The organism is Pseudomonas proteolytica (genome assembly GCF_007858275.1).
Classification (GTDB): Bacteria; Pseudomonadota; Gammaproteobacteria; order Pseudomonadales; family Pseudomonadaceae; genus Aquipseudomonas; species Aquipseudomonas proteolytica.
In genome coordinates this window covers 1-18,755 of record NZ_VFEV01000038.1, presented here as the reverse complement: position 1 = coordinate 18,755, position 18,755 = coordinate 1, and the positions used below count along the sequence as shown (strand labels likewise).

Genomic DNA, 18,755 nt, shown 5'->3' with positions numbered 1-18,755 from the left:
GTAACGGTGTATCCGGGTCAGCCGGCTTTTTGCAGGGCGGGCAGGTCGGCGCGCAGGGGCAGGCCTTCCATATCGCCACGGCTCTGAACCGCGCGGCTGCCGATCCAGTTGGCGCGCTGCACTGCCTGGGCAAAGCTGAGGTTTTCAAGGAGCGCGCTGATCATGCCCACGGCAAAGCCATCACCGGCACCCACGGTATCCACGACCTTGGTCACCGGCACGGCGGCGATAAACCCCTGGTCCAGATGGCTACGGTAGTAGGCGCCGTGGGCGCCGAGCTTGATCGCCACGGCTTCGGCCCCCTGGTCGAGGTAGAAGGCGGCGATGTCCGCAGGGTCTTCGAAACCGGTCAGCAGGCGACCTTCGCTCAACCCCGGCAGCACCCAATGGGCCAGGCGGGCCAGAGCGTTGATTTCGCGGATCATTTTTTGCTCGCTGGGCCATAGCGAGGGGCGCAGGTTCGGGTCGAAGGACACGCTGCGGCCTGCGGCGCGCATCTGGCTCATCAACTGGCGCGACAGCTCGGCGGCGGTGTCCGACAACGCCGGCACAATGCCGGTGGCGTGCAGGTGCCGCGCTTGCAGCAGCGCAGGCGTGATCACGGCACTGGACAGGTGGCTGGCCGCCGAACCGCGGCGAAAGTACTCGACCTGCGGATCGGCGCCGGTCTCTTCCCGAGACTTGAGCTGAAAACCGGTGGGGTGCGCGGGGTCGACCGTCACATGTCGGCAGTCCAGGCCTTCGCGCTCGAGGGTCTGCACCACGAAACGCCCCAATGAGTCATCACCGACCCGACTCAACCAGGCCACATTGAAACCCAAGCGCGACAGGCCAATTGCGACGTTGCTGTCGGCGCCGGCGATCCGTTTGTGAAACTGGCCGACCTGGGCCAGGTCGCCGGTTTGCTCGGCGACGAACATCGCCATGGTCTCGCCAAACGACAGGATATCGATCTCAGACATGGGCATTCTCCACACGCGGTTGGCCAAGGACGCTGAGGGTGGCCACTTGCTGGGCAGTGACCTCCAGCAGGTCGTCGCCTTGCAGTGGGAATTCCACTGCCCGGCTGATTCCTTGAGGCATCAGCCCCAGCAATTGTTCCCACAGATGCAGGTCGGGGGCGCCCGGCGGCAGGGCCACCAGCTTGCCGTCGGCGCGCCGTGCCACCGCCTTGCAGTGCAGGTAATCGACATACCGCCCCAACAGGCGCGCGGCGGTCTGGGGTGACTGGTCCTGCCAGTGCCAGTTGCCGATATCGAAAGTCATCTTCACCGGGACGCTCAAGCGTTCGGCTTGATCGAAGAAACGTTGCATCGGCTCGATGCGCCCACCGTGCAGGGTCTGGTCGTTCTCTACCAGCAAGCGCACCGGGTGGCGGTGGAGCAGGGCGCTGAGGCTGTGCAGGTCGTTGGTGTCGGTGAAGTAGCCGAGCGAAACCTTCAACCAGCGCGCACCGAAGGCCTGGGCCCGGTCGAGGGTGGCGGACAACTGTGCATTGGCTTGCGCGCGGCCGGCCACCCACAGCTCCAGGGGCGAGGAAAACACGCACTCCAGGCCCTGTTCAGCGGCGGCTTGGGCCAGCTCGCCGGGGTGTTCGCTGGTGAGCAGTTCTTCGCGCCATTCAATGCGCGTGGCGCCGGCAGCGGCCAGCACGTCGACGAAACTCAATTGGCCGCGCTGGCGAACCAGGTCGGCGCCGTAGCTGGAGAGGCTGATGGAAACGGGATATCTGTGCATTGTTATTGATCTCTGAAACCGGTTTCATTTGTAAATAAAAAAACACCCTTCAGGAGCCGGCTTGCCGGCGATAAGGCCCTTACGCCGGGCACCTCATCGGCAAGCAACTCCTACACGGGTTGGGTGGAGCCTCGAAGAATCAGTTGCGGAGCAAAATCCAGGGCACGGGGCGGCGAGGTATCGCCGCGCAAACGCTTGAGCAAACAGTCGAACGCGCTGGCGCCAATCGCTTCGGTGGGCTGGGCCAGGGCGGTGATGCCGCTGCCTACCAACGGGTACCAGTCCAGGTCATCCAAGGCAATCAGCCCGACGTCCTCGAACAACCGGCAACCCAATTGGCGAAGGGCTTTGGTGCAGGCGAGTGCGGCGACGCCGTTGGCACAAAACAGGGCTTTGGGGCCGATGTCGCAGGTGGCAAGGAATGCCTGCAAACGGCTAGGCAAATCATCGCCAATTTCCAGCACGGCGGCATGCAGGCTGTTGCGGCGACTGATCTGGGCATGGAAGCTTTCCATGCGCTCAACCCGCGAACTGGTGCCATCAGCGGTTTCGCTGACCAGCAGAATATCCCGGTAGCCCTGTTGTTCCAGGTGCTCCAGGGCCATGCGCACGGCCAGCGGGTTGTCCAGGCCCACCAGATCGCTGTGCAAGGCCTCGACCTTGCGATCGACCAGCACCAGCGGCATTTCCCGCTGCAACTCCAGCAGTTGCTCAAGGTGATGGCCCAGGGTGTTCACGATCAAACCTTCGATGTTGTACGCCCGCAGGGCTTCCAGATGCTGGCGCTCCTGCTCGTCATCGCGGTCGGTGTTGCACACCACCAGGCTGTAGCCGTGTTGCCGGCAGGCGGTTTCCACACCATGCATCACGGCAATGGAATAGGGGTTGCGGATATCGGCCACCAGCATGCCGATCAGGCGCGTGCGCCCACGCTTGAGGCCGCGGGCCATCTGGTTGGGGCGGTAGCCCAACTCCTCGATGGCCTGCTCGATACGCAGGGCGATCGTGTCGGAGAGCAGGGCGCGGTCATCTCCGATAAAACGCGACACGCTGGCCTTGGACACACCGGCACGGTTGGCTACATCAAGCATGGTCACGCGGTTGCGCTGGGCGGCAGAGAATGAAGTCACGGTAGCGGGCCTTTCTTATTTTGGATAACGGTTCATGTATCTATCTGAAACCGGTTTCAGAAAACACTAGCCATGCTCGATAGTCAAGGGCCGCGAAGGCAAATCGCAGAGGCGCCATAGGATGAAATCCGACGAGTGGAGTGCCTTACCTGTTAGTTCTGACAGTATCCGAAGGGGGGATTCCGGCGTTTAATTCCTTCAACACCACCCTGAGGGAAGGCCACATGTCCAGACTGAAAACACCAGGCTTGGCACCGACTGCAACGGCCCGCACCGTAAAAAAAATTACGATGCTCGACGATTTTGACGAAATCGTCGGTGTCGACCCAAGCGATCCCCAAGGCTTGATTCCACTGGCTGTGTCGCTGCAACCCCTGGAGTGTCGTATTCCTCAGTGGGTTCCAGGACCGTCACCAACAAGGACCCATATCCTCAAACTATGGTGGAGAATTCAAGGCATTGATGTCGAAGCGAGTTCGCAGTCATTTACCGGCCCCTTGAATCCAGCCGATTTCCCTTATTCGCTGTATATCCCAGTGGATTTCATGCGGGAAATTGACGCGGTGGTGGAGGTGTATTACGAGGTGCTAGCCGAAGATGGAACTCGCATTTTTTCTGCGCCACGCACCCTCACTGTCGACAATAACCCACCGAGGTTTCAGCACCCGGATGACAAGGCACAGTTCGTGGATCCGTCGATAGAACTGACGGGTATTACCGAGGCGGTACTGGCGACCCACCCTTTTATCGAAGTGCTATTAACGAACTACATCGGTCGTGCTGAAGGTGACCTAGCAGGGTGGTACCTGGATGATGACACCCCGCCGTTTCCTTCGATTCAGAAAGGCACTCAGGAGTTTCCCACGATCAGTGAGCCGCTGATCCTCAGAATTCCTGCGGATGATTTCCGCACGTTGCCCAACGGTACGGCCTACCTGCAATACCGCCTCTATGATCGAGCCGGAAATTTCACTGTTCTCAGTGCGCCGATGAACTTTCAGGTCAACCTGATGCCTTCCCCGGTCAATTTGCTACCACCGGAAATTCGCCCCCCGGCTTACAACGACTTTCTGATCAAACGCGATGATGCCAGGGCGAGTGTTGCCGCCGTGATTCAAAACCAGTACACCGGCTTTGCACCGGGCGACAGTGTGGTGATGATCTGGGATGGCCGCCGAGTACTCCCACCCCAGCCAATCACGCATTTTCCGTTTGCAGTGGAAATCCCTTGGGATGTTCTACGCGGTACCGCGCCATTGGCACTTATGGAAGTGCCGGTCCAGTACGAAATACATCGCCCAGGTCGGCCACCTTTTCCATCGCCATTGAGATTTATTTGGGTCAACTTGACGATCGCCGGACAAGACCATGTCAATGCGCCAGCATTGCGCAACGATACATTGCCCTTGGTCGATGTCTTTGGCAAAGGATCGGGCTTACATAACGAACTTGATTTTCGTGATCGGGAATTGGGCGCTGAAGTGTGGGTCAGGTTGTATCAAGACCCACAACCCGGCGAGCGCCTTGAGTTGTACTGGAACGGTGTGGGCCCGGTTGCTCATTATGTTGTGCAAGCGGGTGATGTAACCGATCAGCCTGTTCAATTCACGGATGTTTCAGGCAGCGTGATTGTCGGCGGTGGCAACGATCCTGGGATTCCGGTTTATTACACCACCAGTAATGGCGTCAACGAACAACATTCGCCGGAAACGCTAGTTAATGTTCATGTTGCGCCACTTGTAAAGTTTGACGCGCCATTGATCGAGCACACTTTGCATGGCCCTGCACGCTACCTTACTTGTGAGTCAAAGCCTTCGATCTGTCATGGTGTCTATTGGTTCATCCTTGCGGATTCACGTTATCTGCCTGGGGATGAAATTGAATTTTTCTGGCAAGGGTTTTTAAGTAACGCTTGGGAAAATCCTATAGATGGCACGGATTTTAGCTCAACCGTTTTACTGAGTGCCGATGATATAGCCAGTGGTTTGAGTATCAGAGTTTGGCCATGGGAAACAAAGATAGAACCTATGCGTAACTTTGCGTCGGCCACCGCTGAGTTTTTTGTCCGGCGCGGTGGGGCGCTGATTGGTGACTCTGTGGTCGGTCGGGTGCGCATTGATCGGGTGTCTCCCGGTAGCGGGAAGATTTGCCAGCCTGGCGATGCGGGTTTTTGTGATGGTTCTCTAGAGGGATGCAACGACAATAGTTGATCTGGTTTCGGCACTTAACATAGTCGGTGCAAAAGTAGGCGCTATGGCAAGTACCTGCCGGGGAAAAAATCTGTCTCTAATTGCCGTATTAAGTTTGTAAGTAATTCGAATGCGAAGGAATAATTGTTATAGACGCAAACACGCTTGATGAAATGTCATGGCACTTAACTGAAGAGTAAAAATCATGAAAAAAAATCCAGCAGCAAGTAATACATCCGTGGGTGTTTCCGCCGTTCCTATTGTTTTGCCTGCTCCAGAAGTTACAGGTCTGGTAGACCCTGTAGCGTACCCTGGGTTGATAAGTAGAGCGGTAGCTGACCAAGACTTTCTGGAGGTAATGATTGCTCTTTGGGTACCCACTCCCACCCTACCTGCCAGGGCGGATACCTTGGATGTTCACTTGGACGATGTCGGGGATTTCCAGTCCGGGCGGATCATCAGTGAGCCCGTTTTTTTTACCGCTCCTTTTCCCACGCACTACACCGCACGAATCGCTAGAAGATTTCTTACCGAGGGCGCGCATCACATCAGCTACCGTATCGTTCAAAGTTCGGGAAACGACTCTGGATCATTTCAAATGCCGCTGGTCATCGACCGTACCGCGCCTTATGACAGCGTTCCAGACGGCCCGCGCCGGTTGACGCTCCCCGCAGGTTGGCCGGGGTCTATCACCCAGCCCTATTTGGACGCGAACCCTGGCGGCATTCCGTTCGGTATACCCGACTATGTGGCCGAAGGTGCAAGGCCGGGTGATCGGTGGTTGCTGTTTAAGGAAAACAGCGACTCGGCAGAACCCGTCGCCGAAGGCCCCGTATTCCCTGATATGCAAGTGCGGTTCCCCCAAGCCGTTGCCGACTTGGGGGATGGCCTCATAAAGCTGGTGTACAGGCTCGTGGACGCTGCGGGCAATCGGAGTGAACCCTCCTTCGAGTTGCCCATTACGGTTTCACTGAACCCTGCACCTACACTTGGCCTGGCAGGTGTCAGGGATGCCATCTCGCTGATTGGGGTAGGTGACCGCCTGATCGATCGGGCCGATACCGCCGCCTCCTCAGGGATGTTTGTCATTATCCCTAGCTACGATGCAGATCGCGCATCAGACGCGTTTCGTGTGCGTCTGACGAGTGTCCATGGCGTCCGCGAGATTGGCCCTTACCCGCTGGGTGGATCGCCGTTACCCTTTAACGTCCATATCGACTTTCCAACACTCGTTGCCCTGTACGGGACCAGCACCGGCGCGATTAATCTGCGGGTGGAGTATGCGGTCGACCGCCACGGCGTATTGCACTGGGTGCCAGCCCCGACCGATATTGAACTTGAGTTGGAAGTGGGCGGCCCGATCAATCCCTGGGAGCCGGACCTGGTAAACCCCAACTTGCCATTACCCGTATTGACGGGTCGAGGTTCGGGGTTGACCAACGAACTCAATGAACTCGACGCAGAAATGGATGCCGACGTGGTGGTGCGCCTGTGGAGCGCTATGCCGCTACCCTCGGCGCAGCCATTTGACATTGACCTGTATTACATGAACGAACTGGTCGATAGCGTGTCGGTCAACAACGTCGGCGCGATGCCTGGTGATGAAATACCTATGGTCCTTGCGTGGCCTTACATCCGCAGGCACTCCAACAACCTGATCCCACTGCGCTATGACATCCGCCTTGCGTCAACACACAACCGGGCTTCATCGCCCAACCAGACGATTAACGTCACTGCGAATGTGATTTCGCTCCGGGCGCCTGAAGTGGTCGACGCATTGTCCGAAATCCCCGGCGTGGCGCCTGGCGAAATCGGGTGTAAAGCAGTACCGGCACCCAACCGTATCCTTCAGGTCTTCGTACCGCCCAGTGAGCACTTTGAGCCAGGGATGATCGTCAATCTGGATTGGGTAGGTTGCAGCGATGACGATGGTGCTGTGCCTATTCCTGGCGCGACAGGAACCTTTGCGTTCGGGCCGCTGAACTTCCAGCAAACGCAGGTCGGTTTCAACGTGCCGGTGGGCCCTTATGGCACCTACGTAAAACCAATCAATCAAGCCAACCTCTCTATGGGGTCGGCAAAAATCTCCTACAGGATCAGTATCATTGGGATCCCAACACCCGTGGCGTCTGCGGAGGCGATGTACTTGGTACGCGGTGTGATTCCGGGCCTAGCTTACTGCGACGGTTCGCCGTGGCCTTAGTCGTTAGACCGTGAATGGAAAAAGAGGAGCTTGGCTTAATGCCAGTCAGTTAAGCTGACTGGCATTTTTATTTTTGATCGGATACTTCGGTGATTTCAGCCGAATCGCCCGAGGATAAACGCGCTCCTCACGTCGATGCGGTAGAACGTAGTGCGGCGCTGAAGCATGAAGCTCGGCCAAATACTTGGGGATGTTCCCGGAACGGTCGGCCGAGACGCTGTTGATAAACCCAAGAATCACCCAGGTACACGCGGTAAAGCTCATTTCGCACGGGTAAATGCCAGGACAGTGGCGACTCATTTCCACCATCTGATAGCGCAACAAGTTGTAGCCCAACAACACGCCCCACAACTCTTGCTCGATCATCTCGGGTGTCTTGCTGCGCAGCGTATAGCTGCTGTTGAGCAGCGTCTGCTTCATTTCCCGAAAGCCTAATTCGATTTCCCAGCGCTGGCTGTACAGATCAACGATCTCGTCGGAAGGAAAACGCAGTGGGTCAGCCATCGAGGTCAGAATCTGACACACCTTGCCCTTGACGGTTTTGCTCAGCAGTCGCGCGGTCAGCTGCTCCGGCAACCCAGGCCATTGCTTGCGGGCCTGCGGCGAAGTGCTCAGCAAAACAATCGCATCCTGACGCCCCAAACGCTGGATCACCTCGTACTGCGAGCCTTTTTTCAGCGGCATCAGCCAGTGGCGTTCGACACCTGCCTGCTGCCACCGATGCAGTAAACCTAACGAGTAAAAACCACGATCAAACAGCGTCAGCGAGTGATCGGGGGTGGTTTCGATCAGTTGCTCGGCCAGTTTCATTTCGTTGCTGCGGTAGCCTTCAAACGCACTGCCAATCAGCAAATGGCTGGTCAACTCCATTTGGCAGACCATGCGCACCTGAGGAAAACCGGTGTCGCCATGCTGGTTGCTGGCGGAGTCATAGCGCGCCCGATTTTCCGGCGTATCGGGCGTGCGCCAGACAACGCCATCGACACCCAACAAACGCAGACCGGCCCAAGTCGGGTGACCGGCTGCCTCATGCCAACTTTTCTGGGTCAAATCGAAGACTTGTCGTACAGCTTCGCTGCCCAATCTCTGACGGGCCTGGACTACGGCGCTGGGCACTACCAACGGGCGCTGACCCGGCAACATGATATTCATGCGACTGACCACATCCCAGGCCGACATGCGCCGGAAGAACGCCATGGAGATCACGCACCAGAGCATCATTTCCAGAGGCAAACGACGCTTGCGCAGCGTCGCCATACCAGCTTGTTCAAGCGCCTGTTCGACCAGAGAAGGATCGAGCAAAGCACCCAATCCCCCGATGGCGTTGGGGGTAGAGGCGATGTTGTGGGTCAGTTCCAGTGCCCGAGCGAGACGCATAAAAAAATCCGATGCCAGTACAGGCATCGGATTTTGATTTCTTGCGGCCAAAGGTCAAGCGAGAAGGCTTAACTGATCGGCATTAAGCTTGGCTCCTCTTTTTTTCTACGGTTAGCAAATATTTGTTCGATCAATGCTTAAAGATAAATCCTACATACCTGTACTCCGTACTTACCTAACCTGCGCGCCTCATGGCTTGGACCCATCTCACGTGGTGCCGGTCAATTCGTTCCCTGCGGGGAAGGTTCTTTACGGGTATACATGCATTGAGTATCAACACTATTTTTAAAAAACACCCTCTGGTAATTGCTCTTCAGGTGCCAACAGCCAGTTTCCTGATGCTGGGCTCCTTTTTGGCTCACGCAACTACCACCCTTCATCCTGGCATGGAGCGCACGATTCAATCCGGTAGCAGGATCGACGACTGGGTCATTGACAGCAATGCGCACCTGATCTCCAACGGGGCCGAGTTGAAACAGTCAAGAGTAACGGCTGGCAACCTGACGCTGAATGCGGGTACCAAGGCCCAGGATATCTACGCCAGCCAGGGGTCGCAGATCAACCTGAACGGTGCCACGGTAGAGGCTAGAAGCTCCGCTCAATATGCGATCAACCTGCAAGGCAGCCAGATGCAGGTCAATGCCAGCAGCGTTATTAACAAGAATGGCGTTGGTATTCTCGCTGCACGCAACTTCATGGGCAGTAACGGGTCCAGCGTCAGCGTTTTCAACAGCCTTGTACAGGGCTCGACGCAAGGCGCACGTACCACCTCTTTCAGCCAGATTAACTTCGTTGGTTCAGATGTTGTTGCCACTGACGAAGATGGTATCGGTGTATTGCTTTATGGCGGTGATGTCACTGCCTCGGCGAGCCGAATCACGGGTGGCGAAAATGGCGTGCGCCTATCGTATGAATCGCCAACATTGAATGCCAGCAACCTGGTGCTGGACGGGTCCCATGTCGAAGGTCGCAACGGCGCAGCCCTGTTGGTCGAGGGTGATGAGTACGGTGCCACCGAAGCTGATATTCAGGTGCTCAATGGCTCGACCTTGACCGGCGGCAACGGCAACATCCTGGAAGTCACCGGTGGCTCCACCGCCAACATGAACGTTGACCGCAGCGCCCTGGTGGGCGACGTGGTTGTCGAGGATGGCAGCAGCGCCAAGGTGCAGCTCAACAACGGCTCCTGGCTGACCGGCCAGTTGAAAAATGTCGCCGAGTTGAGCGTGAACGATGCCTCCCACTGGGTCCTGGTGGGCGACAGCCAGGTCGACGCCTTGAAGATGGGCGGCGGCGCCGTGCACTTCGGCGGGGAAGATGAGTTCTACCAATTGAACGTCAAGAGCCTGGAAGGCGAGGGCACGTTCATCATGCACACCGACTTTGCCACCCACCAGACCGACTTCCTCAACGTCGAGGGCAAGGCTGAGGGGCAGCACAGCCTGATGCTGGCCGCTACCGGCTCGGAGATGGCCCGTGGCGAGCCGATCAAGGTTGTGCACACCGAAGGCGGCGATGCGCACTTTTCCCTGGTGGGTGACACCGTGGACGTCGGCGCCTATGCCTATGGCTTGAAGCAGGAGGGCACCGACTGGTTGCTCGACCCGACCCGTCGTGGCACCAGCACCAGCGCCCACTCGGTACTCGCCCTGTTCAACAGCGCGCCGACCGTGTTGTACGGCGAGATGAGCATCCTGCGTACGCGCATGGGCGAATTACGCTTCAGCGAAGGCGCTGGCAACGGCCTGTGGATGCGCAGCTACGGCAATAAATTCGACGTGGCAAGCAACAAGAACGGCGCGGGCTACAAGCAGGTCCAGAAGGGCTTTACCATCGGTGCCGACGCGCCGTTGTCCGGTGGTGATGGTCAGTGGATTGCCGGCGTGATGGGCGGCCACAGTACCTCGGACCTGAGCCTGACCCGAGGCAGCAGTGGCGAGGTCAAGAGCTACTACGTGGGTGGTTACGCCACCTGGCTGGACGCTGAAAGTGGTCTGTACTTCGATGGTGTGGCCAAGCTTAACCGCTTGCACACTGAGAACGACGTGACCATGAGTGATGGTAAAAAAGCCAAGGGCAACTACACGCAAAACGCCGTGGGCGCGTCGGCCGAGTTCGGTCGCCACATCAAACTGGATAACGATTTCTTCGTTGAACCGTATGGCCAGTTGTCCGCCACGATCACCCAGGCGCAGAGCTATGAGCTGTCCAATGGCCTGAAGGCCAAAGGTGATCGCTCCAGCAGCGTGGTCGGCAAAGTGGGTGTGACTGCGGGCAAGAACATCCAGCTGGAAAGTGGCGGTGTGTTGCAGCCTTACCTGCGTACTGCGGTGGCCCATGAGTTTGATCAGAGCAACAAGGTGTTTATCAACGATCAAAGCTTCAACAATGACCTGTCGGGTTCACGGGTTGAATTGGCCGCCGGTGTTGCCATGTCGGTGTCGCAGAACGTCAAGGTGCACGCGGACTTTGAAACCAGCACAGGCAAGAAGATCGATCAGCCTTGGGGTGTCAACTTCGGTATTCGTTACGACTTCTAAGACCCCCACCCACAAAAAAAGGAAGCTTCGGCTTCCTTTTTTTGTGGGCGTTGTTAGGGATCAGCCGAACAGTCCGGCGGCAATATTGATCGAGAAGCCCAGGATCGCCGTGTTGAACAGGAACCCGATCAACGATTGCCCCAGTACCACCTTGCGCATGGCGCGGGTGGCGACGCCCACGTCCGAGGTCTGGACGGCGACGCCGATGGTGAAAGAAAAGTACAGGAAGTCCCAGTAGTTGGGTGTCAGCGGTCCCTCGGCAAAACGCAGCGCTGGCTCCTTGCCCTCCCAGGTGTAATAGAGGCGGGCGTAATGCACGCTGAAAATTACCCCGATCAGCAACCACGAGCCAATCACCGTCACCCCGGTAAAGCCGTAGTGCAGCAGGCGTTCGGCAGTGCCCAGGTCTTTACTGCCGGCCAGGCCATAGGCGATGGTCGCCAGGCTGGCAATCGCGGCAATACACACCATGAACAGCACCAGGCCGGCGTTCTCGTCCTCGATTTCAGCGATACGCTTGACGTCTTCGGCCTTGGCCTTGATGGTCAGGCGCAGCATCAGTATCAGGTAGGTCCAGACCCCGGCGTTCCAGCCGATCAGGATTTTGGTGAGGATCGAATCGAAGGGCGCGAGGATGCCGATTGCCAGGCCCAGGACGGCGGCGGCGGACAGGCGAGGGTGGGTTCGGGCGAGAAAGGGCATGGTGCTCACAAATGCAGGTTTGGTGAGCAACCATAGCCTATTCCTGTAGGAGCCGGCTTGCCGGCGAAAATCATCAAAGATAACGCGGTTATCCTGATGCCCCGGAGCGCTCTCTGGTTTTTCGCCGGCAAGCCGGCTCCTACAGGGTGGCGCTATCAATCTTTGCGTTTGCGCACCAGTTTCATCACCACCACGAAGAACACCGGCACAAACACGACCGCCAATGTCGCGGTGATCATCCCGCCGATCACCCCGGTACCGATCGCCTGCTGGCTCGCTGAACTGGCACCGGTGGCGATGGCCAACGGCACCACGCCGAGGATAAACGCCAGCGAGGTCATGATGATCGGTCGCAGACGCAAGCGTGCAGCCTTCAACGTCGCCTCGATCAGGTCTTCACCCTGGTCATACAGGTCCTTGGCAAACTCGATGATCAGAATCGCGTTTTTCGCCGACAGCCCGATAATCGTGATCAAGCCGACCTTGAAGAACACATCGTTAGGCATGCCGCGCAGCGATACCGCCATGACCGCGCCCAATACCCCCAACGGCACCACCAACAACACCGAGGTGGGGATCGACCAGCTTTCATACAGCGCCGCCAGGCACAGGAACACCACCAGCAGCGACAGCATCAGCAGTAGCGGGGCCTGCGAGCCCGACAAACGTTCCTGCAGCGACAAGCCGGTCCATTCCTGGCCCAGGCCAGCCGGCAGTTGGCTGACCAGGCGCTGGATTTCTTCCATGGCCTCGCCGGTGCTGTGGCCCGGTGAGGCCTCACCGGAAATGGCGATGGCCGGGTAGCCGTTGTAACGGGTCAATTGCGCCGGGCCCTGGACCCAACGAGCTTCGACAAACGCCGACAACGGCACCATCTTCCCGGCGTCGTTGCGCACGTGGATCTTCATCAGGTCTTCGACCTGGCTGCGTTGGTCACCTTCGGCCTGTACCACCACCCGCTGCATGCGGCCCTGGTTGGGGAAGTCATTGATATAGGCCGAGCCAATGGCCGAGGACAAGATATTGCCCACATCGGCAAACGACACGCCCAAGGCATTCGCGCGTTTGCGGTCCACCTCAAGCTGCACCTGCGGTGCTTCTGCCAGGGCGCTTTCACGCACGTTAGCCAGGATCGGACTTTTTTCCGCCGCCGCCAGCAACTCGGTACGCGCCGCCATCAACGCCGCATGCCCCACACCGCCACGGTCCTGCAAACGGAACTCAAAGCCGCTGGAGGTGCCCAGGCCGTCCACCGGCGGCGGCAGCACGGCATAGGCCATCGCATCCTTGAGCTCGGTGAAGGCCATGTTGGCGCGGTCGGCAATCGAGGCCGCCGAATCGTCGCTGCTGCGCTCGGACCAATCCTTGAGCGTGGTAAACGCCAGCGCCGCGTTCTGCCCCGAGCCGGAAAAGCTGAAGCCCATGATCATCGTCGTATCACCGACGCCTGGCTCGGTGGCGTTATGCGCCTCGATCTGCTCGGCCACCTGCACCGTGCGGTTCTTGCTCGCGCCCGGTGGCAGCTGGATATCGGTGATGGTGTAGCCCTGGTCTTCCACCGGCAGGAACGAGGCGGGCAGGCGGCTGAACAAATAGCCCAGGCCCACCAGCAATACCAGGTAGATCAGCAAATAGCGGCCGCTGCGCTTGAGGGCATAGGCCACCCAGCCTTCGTAACGGTCGGTCAGTTGCTCGAAGCGGCGGTTGAACCAGCCGAAGAACCCGCCCTTGGTGTGATGCTCGCCCTTGGCAATCGGCTTGAGCAACGTGGCGCACAGGGCCGGGGTCAAGGACAGGGCGAGAAACGCCGAGAACAGGATAGAAGTGGCCATCGACAACGAGAACTGCTGGTAGATCACCCCCACCGAGCCGGCCATAAAGGCCATCGGCAGGAATACCGCCACCAGCACCAGGGTAATCCCGATGATCGCCCCGGTGATCTGGCCCATGGCCTTGCGCGTGGCTTCCTTGGGCGACAGGCCCTCGGTCACCATGATCCGCTCGACGTTCTCCACCACCACGATTGCATCGTCCACCAGGATGCCGATGGCCAACACCATGCCAAACATGGTCAGTACGTTGATCGAGAACCCCAGCAACAGCATGGTAGCGAAGGTGCCCATCAGGGCAATCGGCACCACCAGCGTCGGGATCAGGGTGTAGCGGATGTTCTGCAGGAACAAGAACATCACGGCAAACACCAGCGCCATCGCCTCGAGCAGGGTGTAGATCACTTTGGTGATCGAGACCTTGACGAACGGCGAGGTGTCGTAAGGAATCTTGTACTCCACATTGGCCGGGAAATAGCGCGACAGCTCATCCATCTTCGCCCGCACCAGGGTCGCCGTGCTCAAGGCATTGGCGCCCGGCGACAGCTGCACGCTGACGGCGGTAGATGGCTTGCCGTTCAAACGCGTGGAGAACTGGTATTCCTGGCTGCCGATTTCGACGCGCGCCACATCGCCAATGCGCACGGTGGAGCCGTCCGGGTTGGCCTTGAGCACAATGTCGGCAAACTCGGCCGGTGTGGAGAGTTGGCCCTTGACCAGGATCGAAGCGGTGATTTCCTGGGTGTTGGTACCCGGCAAATCACCAATGCTGCCCGCCGAAACCTGGGCGTTCTGCGCGGTGATCGCGGCATTCACGTCGGCCGGGGTCAGGTTGAAACCGATGAGTTTCTGCGGGTCGATCCAGATCCGCATCGCCCGTTCGGCGCCATACAACTGGGCCTTGCCCACGCCGTCCAGGCGCTTGAGCTCGTTCATCACGTTGCGCGCCAGGTAATCGCTGAGCGCCACGTCGTCGAGCTTGCCGTCGCTGGAGGTCAGGGTCACCAGCAGCAGGAAACCGGCGGACACTTTCTCCACCTGCAGGCCTTGCTGGGTCACGGCTTGCGGCAGGCGCGGCTCCACGGCCTTGAGGCGGTTCTGCACATCGACCTGGGCCATTTCCGGGTTGGTGCCTGGCTGGAAGGTCGCGGTGATAGTGGCCGAGCCGAGGCTGCTCTGGGATTCGAAATACAATAAGTGGTCGGCACCGTTGAGCTCCTGCTCGATCAGGCTGACCACGCTTTCGTCCAGGGTCTGGGCCGAAGCGCCCGGGTACACCGCGTAGATTTCCACCTTCGGTGGTGCGACGTTGGGGTACTGCGCCACCGGCAACTGCGGGATGGCGAGGGCGCCCGCCAGCAGGATAAACAGGGCGACCACCCAGGCGAAAATCGGGCGGTCAATAAAGAACTGCGGCATTGTCTCTGATCCCTTTGATTACTGGCCGGCTGCCTGGGCAACAGGCTCGGGGCTGGCATCCACTTCGACTTTTTCACCGGGGCGCGCGTGTTGCAGGCCTTCGACGATGATGCGGTCACCGGCCTTCAGGCCGCTGTTGACCACCCAGCGATCGTTGACCGCCGCGCCCAACTCCACCGGTTGCTGGCTGACGTTCTGTTCGGCATCCACCAGCAACACCATGGGGATACCGGCGCTGTCGCGGGTGATTGCGCGCTGCGGCACGCTCAGGCCTTGCTGGTCGACCGCCTGCTCCAGGCGCACACGGATAAAGCTGCCGGGCAACAGGTCGAGGTCCGGGTTGGGGAACTCGCTGCGCAGGATGATCTGCCCGGTACCCGGGTCCACGGAAATCTCCGCGAACAGCAACTTGCCCGGCAGCGGATACAGGCTGCCGTCATCCTGGATCAGCGTGGCCTTGGCCTGGTCCTGGCCCACCTGCTTCAAATGCCCGGCGCGAAAGGCCCGGCGCAGGTCATTGAGCTCGCGGGTGGACTGGGTGAGGTCCGCGTGGATCGGGTCCAATTGCTGGATCAATGCCATGGGCGTGGCTTCGTTCTGGCCCACCAGGGCGCCTTCGGTCACCAGCGCGCGGCCGATACGCCCGGAGATTGGCGCCGTCACCGTGGCATAGCCGAGGTTGAGCTTGGCGCGCTGCACCGCGGCCTGGTTGGCCGCCACATCGGCGGCAGTCTGCCGGGCGGCGGCGCGGGCGTTGTCGTAGTCCTGGGCGCTGATGGCATTGCCTTCGACCAACTGGCTATAGCGCTGCTCTTGCAGGCGCGCCTGGAAGGCATTGGCCTCGGCCTTGCGCAGGCTCGCCTGGGCGCTGTCGAGGTCAGCCTTGAACGGCGCCGGGTCGATACGGAACAGCACGTCGCCCTGTTTCACGTCATGGCCTTCGTTGAACACCCGCTGCAAGACCACGCCTGCGACCCGTGCGCGCACCTCGGCAATGCGCGGCGCGGCAATCCGCCCGCTCAGTTCACTGCTGATGGACAGGGGCTTGGCTTCAAGGGTTTCAATCCGTACCTTGGCCAGGGGCATTTGCGGGGCTTCGTCCGCAGAGTTGCCACAGGCCCCCAGGGCCAACGTCAGTGCCAGCAGGCAAAACGGCGCAAACAGATTCTTTGACATGCTCTTATCCCAATATTGACTGGCGCATCCTACGGGCGCCCCCGGCCCGGTGCTGTGAAGCTATGTAGGCGGTGTGTGAAGAAATGTAAGGTACGGCGCACGCCGGGGCACGTGCGTATATCCTTCACGGCTGTGGATCCTAACAAGCTCTTCTGATCAATGACGATCTAATGTGGAGCGGGCTTGCCCGCGATAGTGGTGTGTCGGTAGATACATCCGCGACTGATGCACCGCCATCGCGGGCAAGCCCGCTCCCACATTGGATTTGTGTACGACAAAAAACCGTATTAATTGGAAACACCATGCCCAACATCCTCCTGGTCGAAGACGACGCCGCGCTGTCCGAGCTGATTGCCAGTTACCTTGAACGCAATGGCTATCACGTCAATGTGCTCAGCCGTGGCGACCATGTGCGCGAACGGGCCAGGCTCAATCCACCGGACCTGGTCATCCTCGACCTGATGCTGCCTGGCCTTGATGGCCTGCAAGTCTGCCGCCTGCTGCGCGCCGACTCGGCGGGCCTGCCGATCCTGATGCTGACCGCCCGCGATGACAGCCATGACCAGGTGCTGGGCCTGGAAATGGGCGCCGATGACTACGTGACTAAACCGTGCGAGCCACGGGTGTTGCTGGCCCGGGTGCGCACCTTGCTGCGCCGCAGTAGCCTCAGCGAGCCACAGGCGGCCAATGACCAGATCCTGATGGGCAACCTGTGCATCGACCTGTCGGAGCGCTCCGTGACCTGGCGCGAGCAGGTGGTGGAGCTGTCCAGCGGCGAATACAACCTACTGGTGGTGCTGGCCCGGCATGCAGGTGAAGTACTCAGCCGCGACCAGATCCTGCAGCGCCTGCGTGGCATCGAGTTCAACGGCACCGACCGCTCGGTGGACGTGGCCATTTCCAAACTGCGCCGCAAGTTCGATGACCATGCCGGCGAGGCCCGCAAGATCAAGACGGTGTGGGGCAAGGGCTACCTGTTCAGCCGTTCCGAGTGGGAATGCTGACACCATGTTCCGCGTCCTGATCCGTCTCTACCTGCTGACCATCGTGACCTACAGCGCGGCGATCTACCTGATCCCCATGGGCATCATCGAGGTCTTCCACAACCGCTACATGAACTACAACATCGAGCAATCCCGGGGCTTGCAAAGCCTGATCGTGCGCCAGTACCACAGCCGGCCGGTGGAGCGCTGGTCCGAGGTCACCGAGCAGTTGTCGCGGGACTTCGCGCCATTGAAGGTGCAATTGATGCATCGCCAGGACACCCGCTATACACCAGATGAGGAGCGGTTGCTGGAGCAGGGCAAACCGGTGATCCGCCTGGGGGAGTGGGGCTGGATGGAAGAAATCAGCTCGCCGCTCAATGAGCAGTTGGCGGTCAAACTGACCATCCCGCCCGACCCGCTGGACATGAACCTACTGTACTGGAGTATGAACGTGCTGATCGGCGCGGCGTTGCTGGGGGGGTTGTTGATATGGCTGCGCCCCCATTGGCGCGACCTGGAACGCCTCAAGACCACCGCCGCGCAACTGGGCCGCGGCCATCTGGAAGAGCGTACGCACATCCCCCCCAGCTCCAACATCGGCAGCCTGGCGGCGGTGTTCGACACCATGGCCAACGACATCGAACACCTGCTCAATCAGCAGCGCGACTTGCTCAATGCCGTCTCCCACGAACTGCGCACCCCGTTGACCCGGTTGGACTTCGGCCTGGCCCTGGCACTTTCCGAAGACCAGCCGGCCGCCAGCCGCGAACGCCTGCAAGGCCTGGTGGCGCACATCCGCGAACTGGATGAGCTGGTGCTGGAGCTGCTGTCCTACAGCCGCCTGCAAAACCCGGCGCAACTGCCCGAGCGGGTGGACGTGGTGTTGGATGAGTTTATCGACAGCATCCTGGGCAGCATCGACGAGGAACTGGAGAACCCCGAGATCGTGATTGATGTGGTGCTGGACTGCGCCATGGAGCGTTTTGCCCTCGACCCGCGCCTTACCGCCCGTGCGCTGCAAAACCTGCTGCGCAATGCCATGCGTTATTGCGAACGGCGGATCCAGATTGGCGTCAAGGTCTGCGCCAAGGGCTGCGAAATCTGGGTGGATGACGACGGCATTGGCATCCCCGAAGAACAGCGCGCGCGGATTTTCGAGCCTTTCTACCGCCTGGACCGAAGCCGCGACCGCGCCACCGGAGGTTTCGGCCTGGGCCTGGCGATCAGCCGCCGGGCCGTCGAGGCGCAGGGCGGCACACTCACCGCCCAAGCCTCGCCCTTGGGCGGCGCGCGCCTACGGCTTTGGCTGCCCACCTAAGCAGTGTGGCAAGAGGGCTTGTTGTGGCGAGGGGGCTTGTCCCCCGTTGGGCTGCGTAGCAGCCCCAGTCCCTCAAGCTCGCCGAGTTTTTTCAGACAAATAGAGTTGGCTGGTTTTGGGGCTGCTGCGCAGCCCAACGGGGGACAAGC

12 protein-coding genes are annotated in these 18,755 nt (G+C 59.5%); 5 read left to right on the top strand and 7 right to left on the bottom strand.

The annotated features are described in order from the left end of the window. Positions 1 to 17: 17 nt before the first annotated feature. From FIV38_RS23190 to FIV38_RS23180, 3 genes are all read right to left on the bottom strand, one after another. Positions 18 to 962, bottom strand: a complete 945-nt coding sequence (locus FIV38_RS23190) for a sugar kinase (RefSeq protein ID WP_029291514.1) — start codon at positions 960 to 962, stop codon at positions 18 to 20. Next, positions 955 to 1,737 (bottom strand): sugar phosphate isomerase/epimerase family protein, encoded by a 783-nt coding sequence (locus FIV38_RS23185; protein ID WP_092236868.1) that lies wholly within the window; start codon positions 1,735 to 1,737, stop codon positions 955 to 957. Before FIV38_RS23185 ends, FIV38_RS23190 begins: the two co-directional genes overlap by 8 nt. Before the next feature lie 110 nt (positions 1,738 to 1,847). Beyond that, positions 1,848 to 2,867, bottom strand: a complete 1,020-nt coding sequence (locus FIV38_RS23180; protein ID WP_092236865.1) for a LacI family DNA-binding transcriptional regulator — start codon at positions 2,865 to 2,867, stop codon at positions 1,848 to 1,850. Between the two features lie 224 nt (positions 2,868 to 3,091). Between FIV38_RS23180 and FIV38_RS23175 the strand changes: the two genes are divergently transcribed. After that, positions 3,092 to 5,077, top strand: coding sequence for a hypothetical protein (locus tag FIV38_RS23175; RefSeq protein WP_092236861.1), 1,986 nt, complete (start codon positions 3,092 to 3,094; stop codon positions 5,075 to 5,077). Positions 5,078 to 5,261: 184 nt separating this feature from the next. Next, the gene (locus FIV38_RS23170; RefSeq protein ID WP_133715742.1) at positions 5,262 to 7,259 is read left to right on the top strand and encodes a hypothetical protein; all 1,998 of its coding nucleotides are present in this window, start codon (positions 5,262 to 5,264) and stop codon (positions 7,257 to 7,259) included. A 45-nt stretch (positions 7,260 to 7,304) separates the two neighbouring features. Here FIV38_RS23170 and FIV38_RS23165 read toward each other — a convergent pair whose 3' ends face one another. Further along, positions 7,305 to 8,636, bottom strand: coding sequence for an IS4 family transposase (locus tag FIV38_RS23165; protein ID WP_092237476.1), 1,332 nt, complete (start codon positions 8,634 to 8,636; stop codon positions 7,305 to 7,307). 386 nt (positions 8,637 to 9,022) lie between these two features. Between FIV38_RS23165 and FIV38_RS23160 the strand changes: the two genes are divergently transcribed. Continuing rightward, positions 9,023 to 11,176, top strand: a complete 2,154-nt coding sequence (locus FIV38_RS23160) for an autotransporter outer membrane beta-barrel domain-containing protein (protein WP_235861049.1) — start codon at positions 9,023 to 9,025, stop codon at positions 11,174 to 11,176. A 60-nt stretch (positions 11,177 to 11,236) separates the two neighbouring features. Here FIV38_RS23160 and FIV38_RS23155 read toward each other — a convergent pair whose 3' ends face one another. The 3 genes from FIV38_RS23155 to FIV38_RS23145 form a co-directional block, all read right to left on the bottom strand. Beyond that, the gene (locus FIV38_RS23155) at positions 11,237 to 11,878 is read right to left on the bottom strand and encodes a DUF1345 domain-containing protein (RefSeq protein WP_092237473.1); all 642 of its coding nucleotides are present in this window, start codon (positions 11,876 to 11,878) and stop codon (positions 11,237 to 11,239) included. A gap of 155 nt (positions 11,879 to 12,033) precedes the next feature. Further along, positions 12,034 to 15,126 (bottom strand): efflux RND transporter permease subunit, encoded by a 3,093-nt coding sequence (locus tag FIV38_RS23150; protein WP_029291528.1) that lies wholly within the window; start codon positions 15,124 to 15,126, stop codon positions 12,034 to 12,036. Positions 15,127 to 15,144: 18 nt separating this feature from the next. After that, the gene (locus tag FIV38_RS23145) at positions 15,145 to 16,302 is read right to left on the bottom strand and encodes an efflux RND transporter periplasmic adaptor subunit (protein WP_029291529.1); all 1,158 of its coding nucleotides are present in this window, start codon (positions 16,300 to 16,302) and stop codon (positions 15,145 to 15,147) included. Between the two features lie 302 nt (positions 16,303 to 16,604). On the opposite strand from FIV38_RS23145, the gene FIV38_RS23140 reads away from it, so the two are divergent. Together FIV38_RS23140 and FIV38_RS23135 are read left to right on the top strand one after the other, a co-directional pair. Beyond that, positions 16,605 to 17,306: a response regulator gene (locus FIV38_RS23140; protein ID WP_070995281.1), complete on the top strand. Its 702-nt coding sequence runs from the start codon at positions 16,605 to 16,607 to the stop codon at positions 17,304 to 17,306. Positions 17,307 to 17,310: 4 nt separating this feature from the next. Further along, positions 17,311 to 18,606, top strand: coding sequence for an ATP-binding protein (locus FIV38_RS23135; protein WP_092236853.1), 1,296 nt, complete (start codon positions 17,311 to 17,313; stop codon positions 18,604 to 18,606). The last annotated feature ends 149 nt before the right edge of the window (positions 18,607 to 18,755 follow it).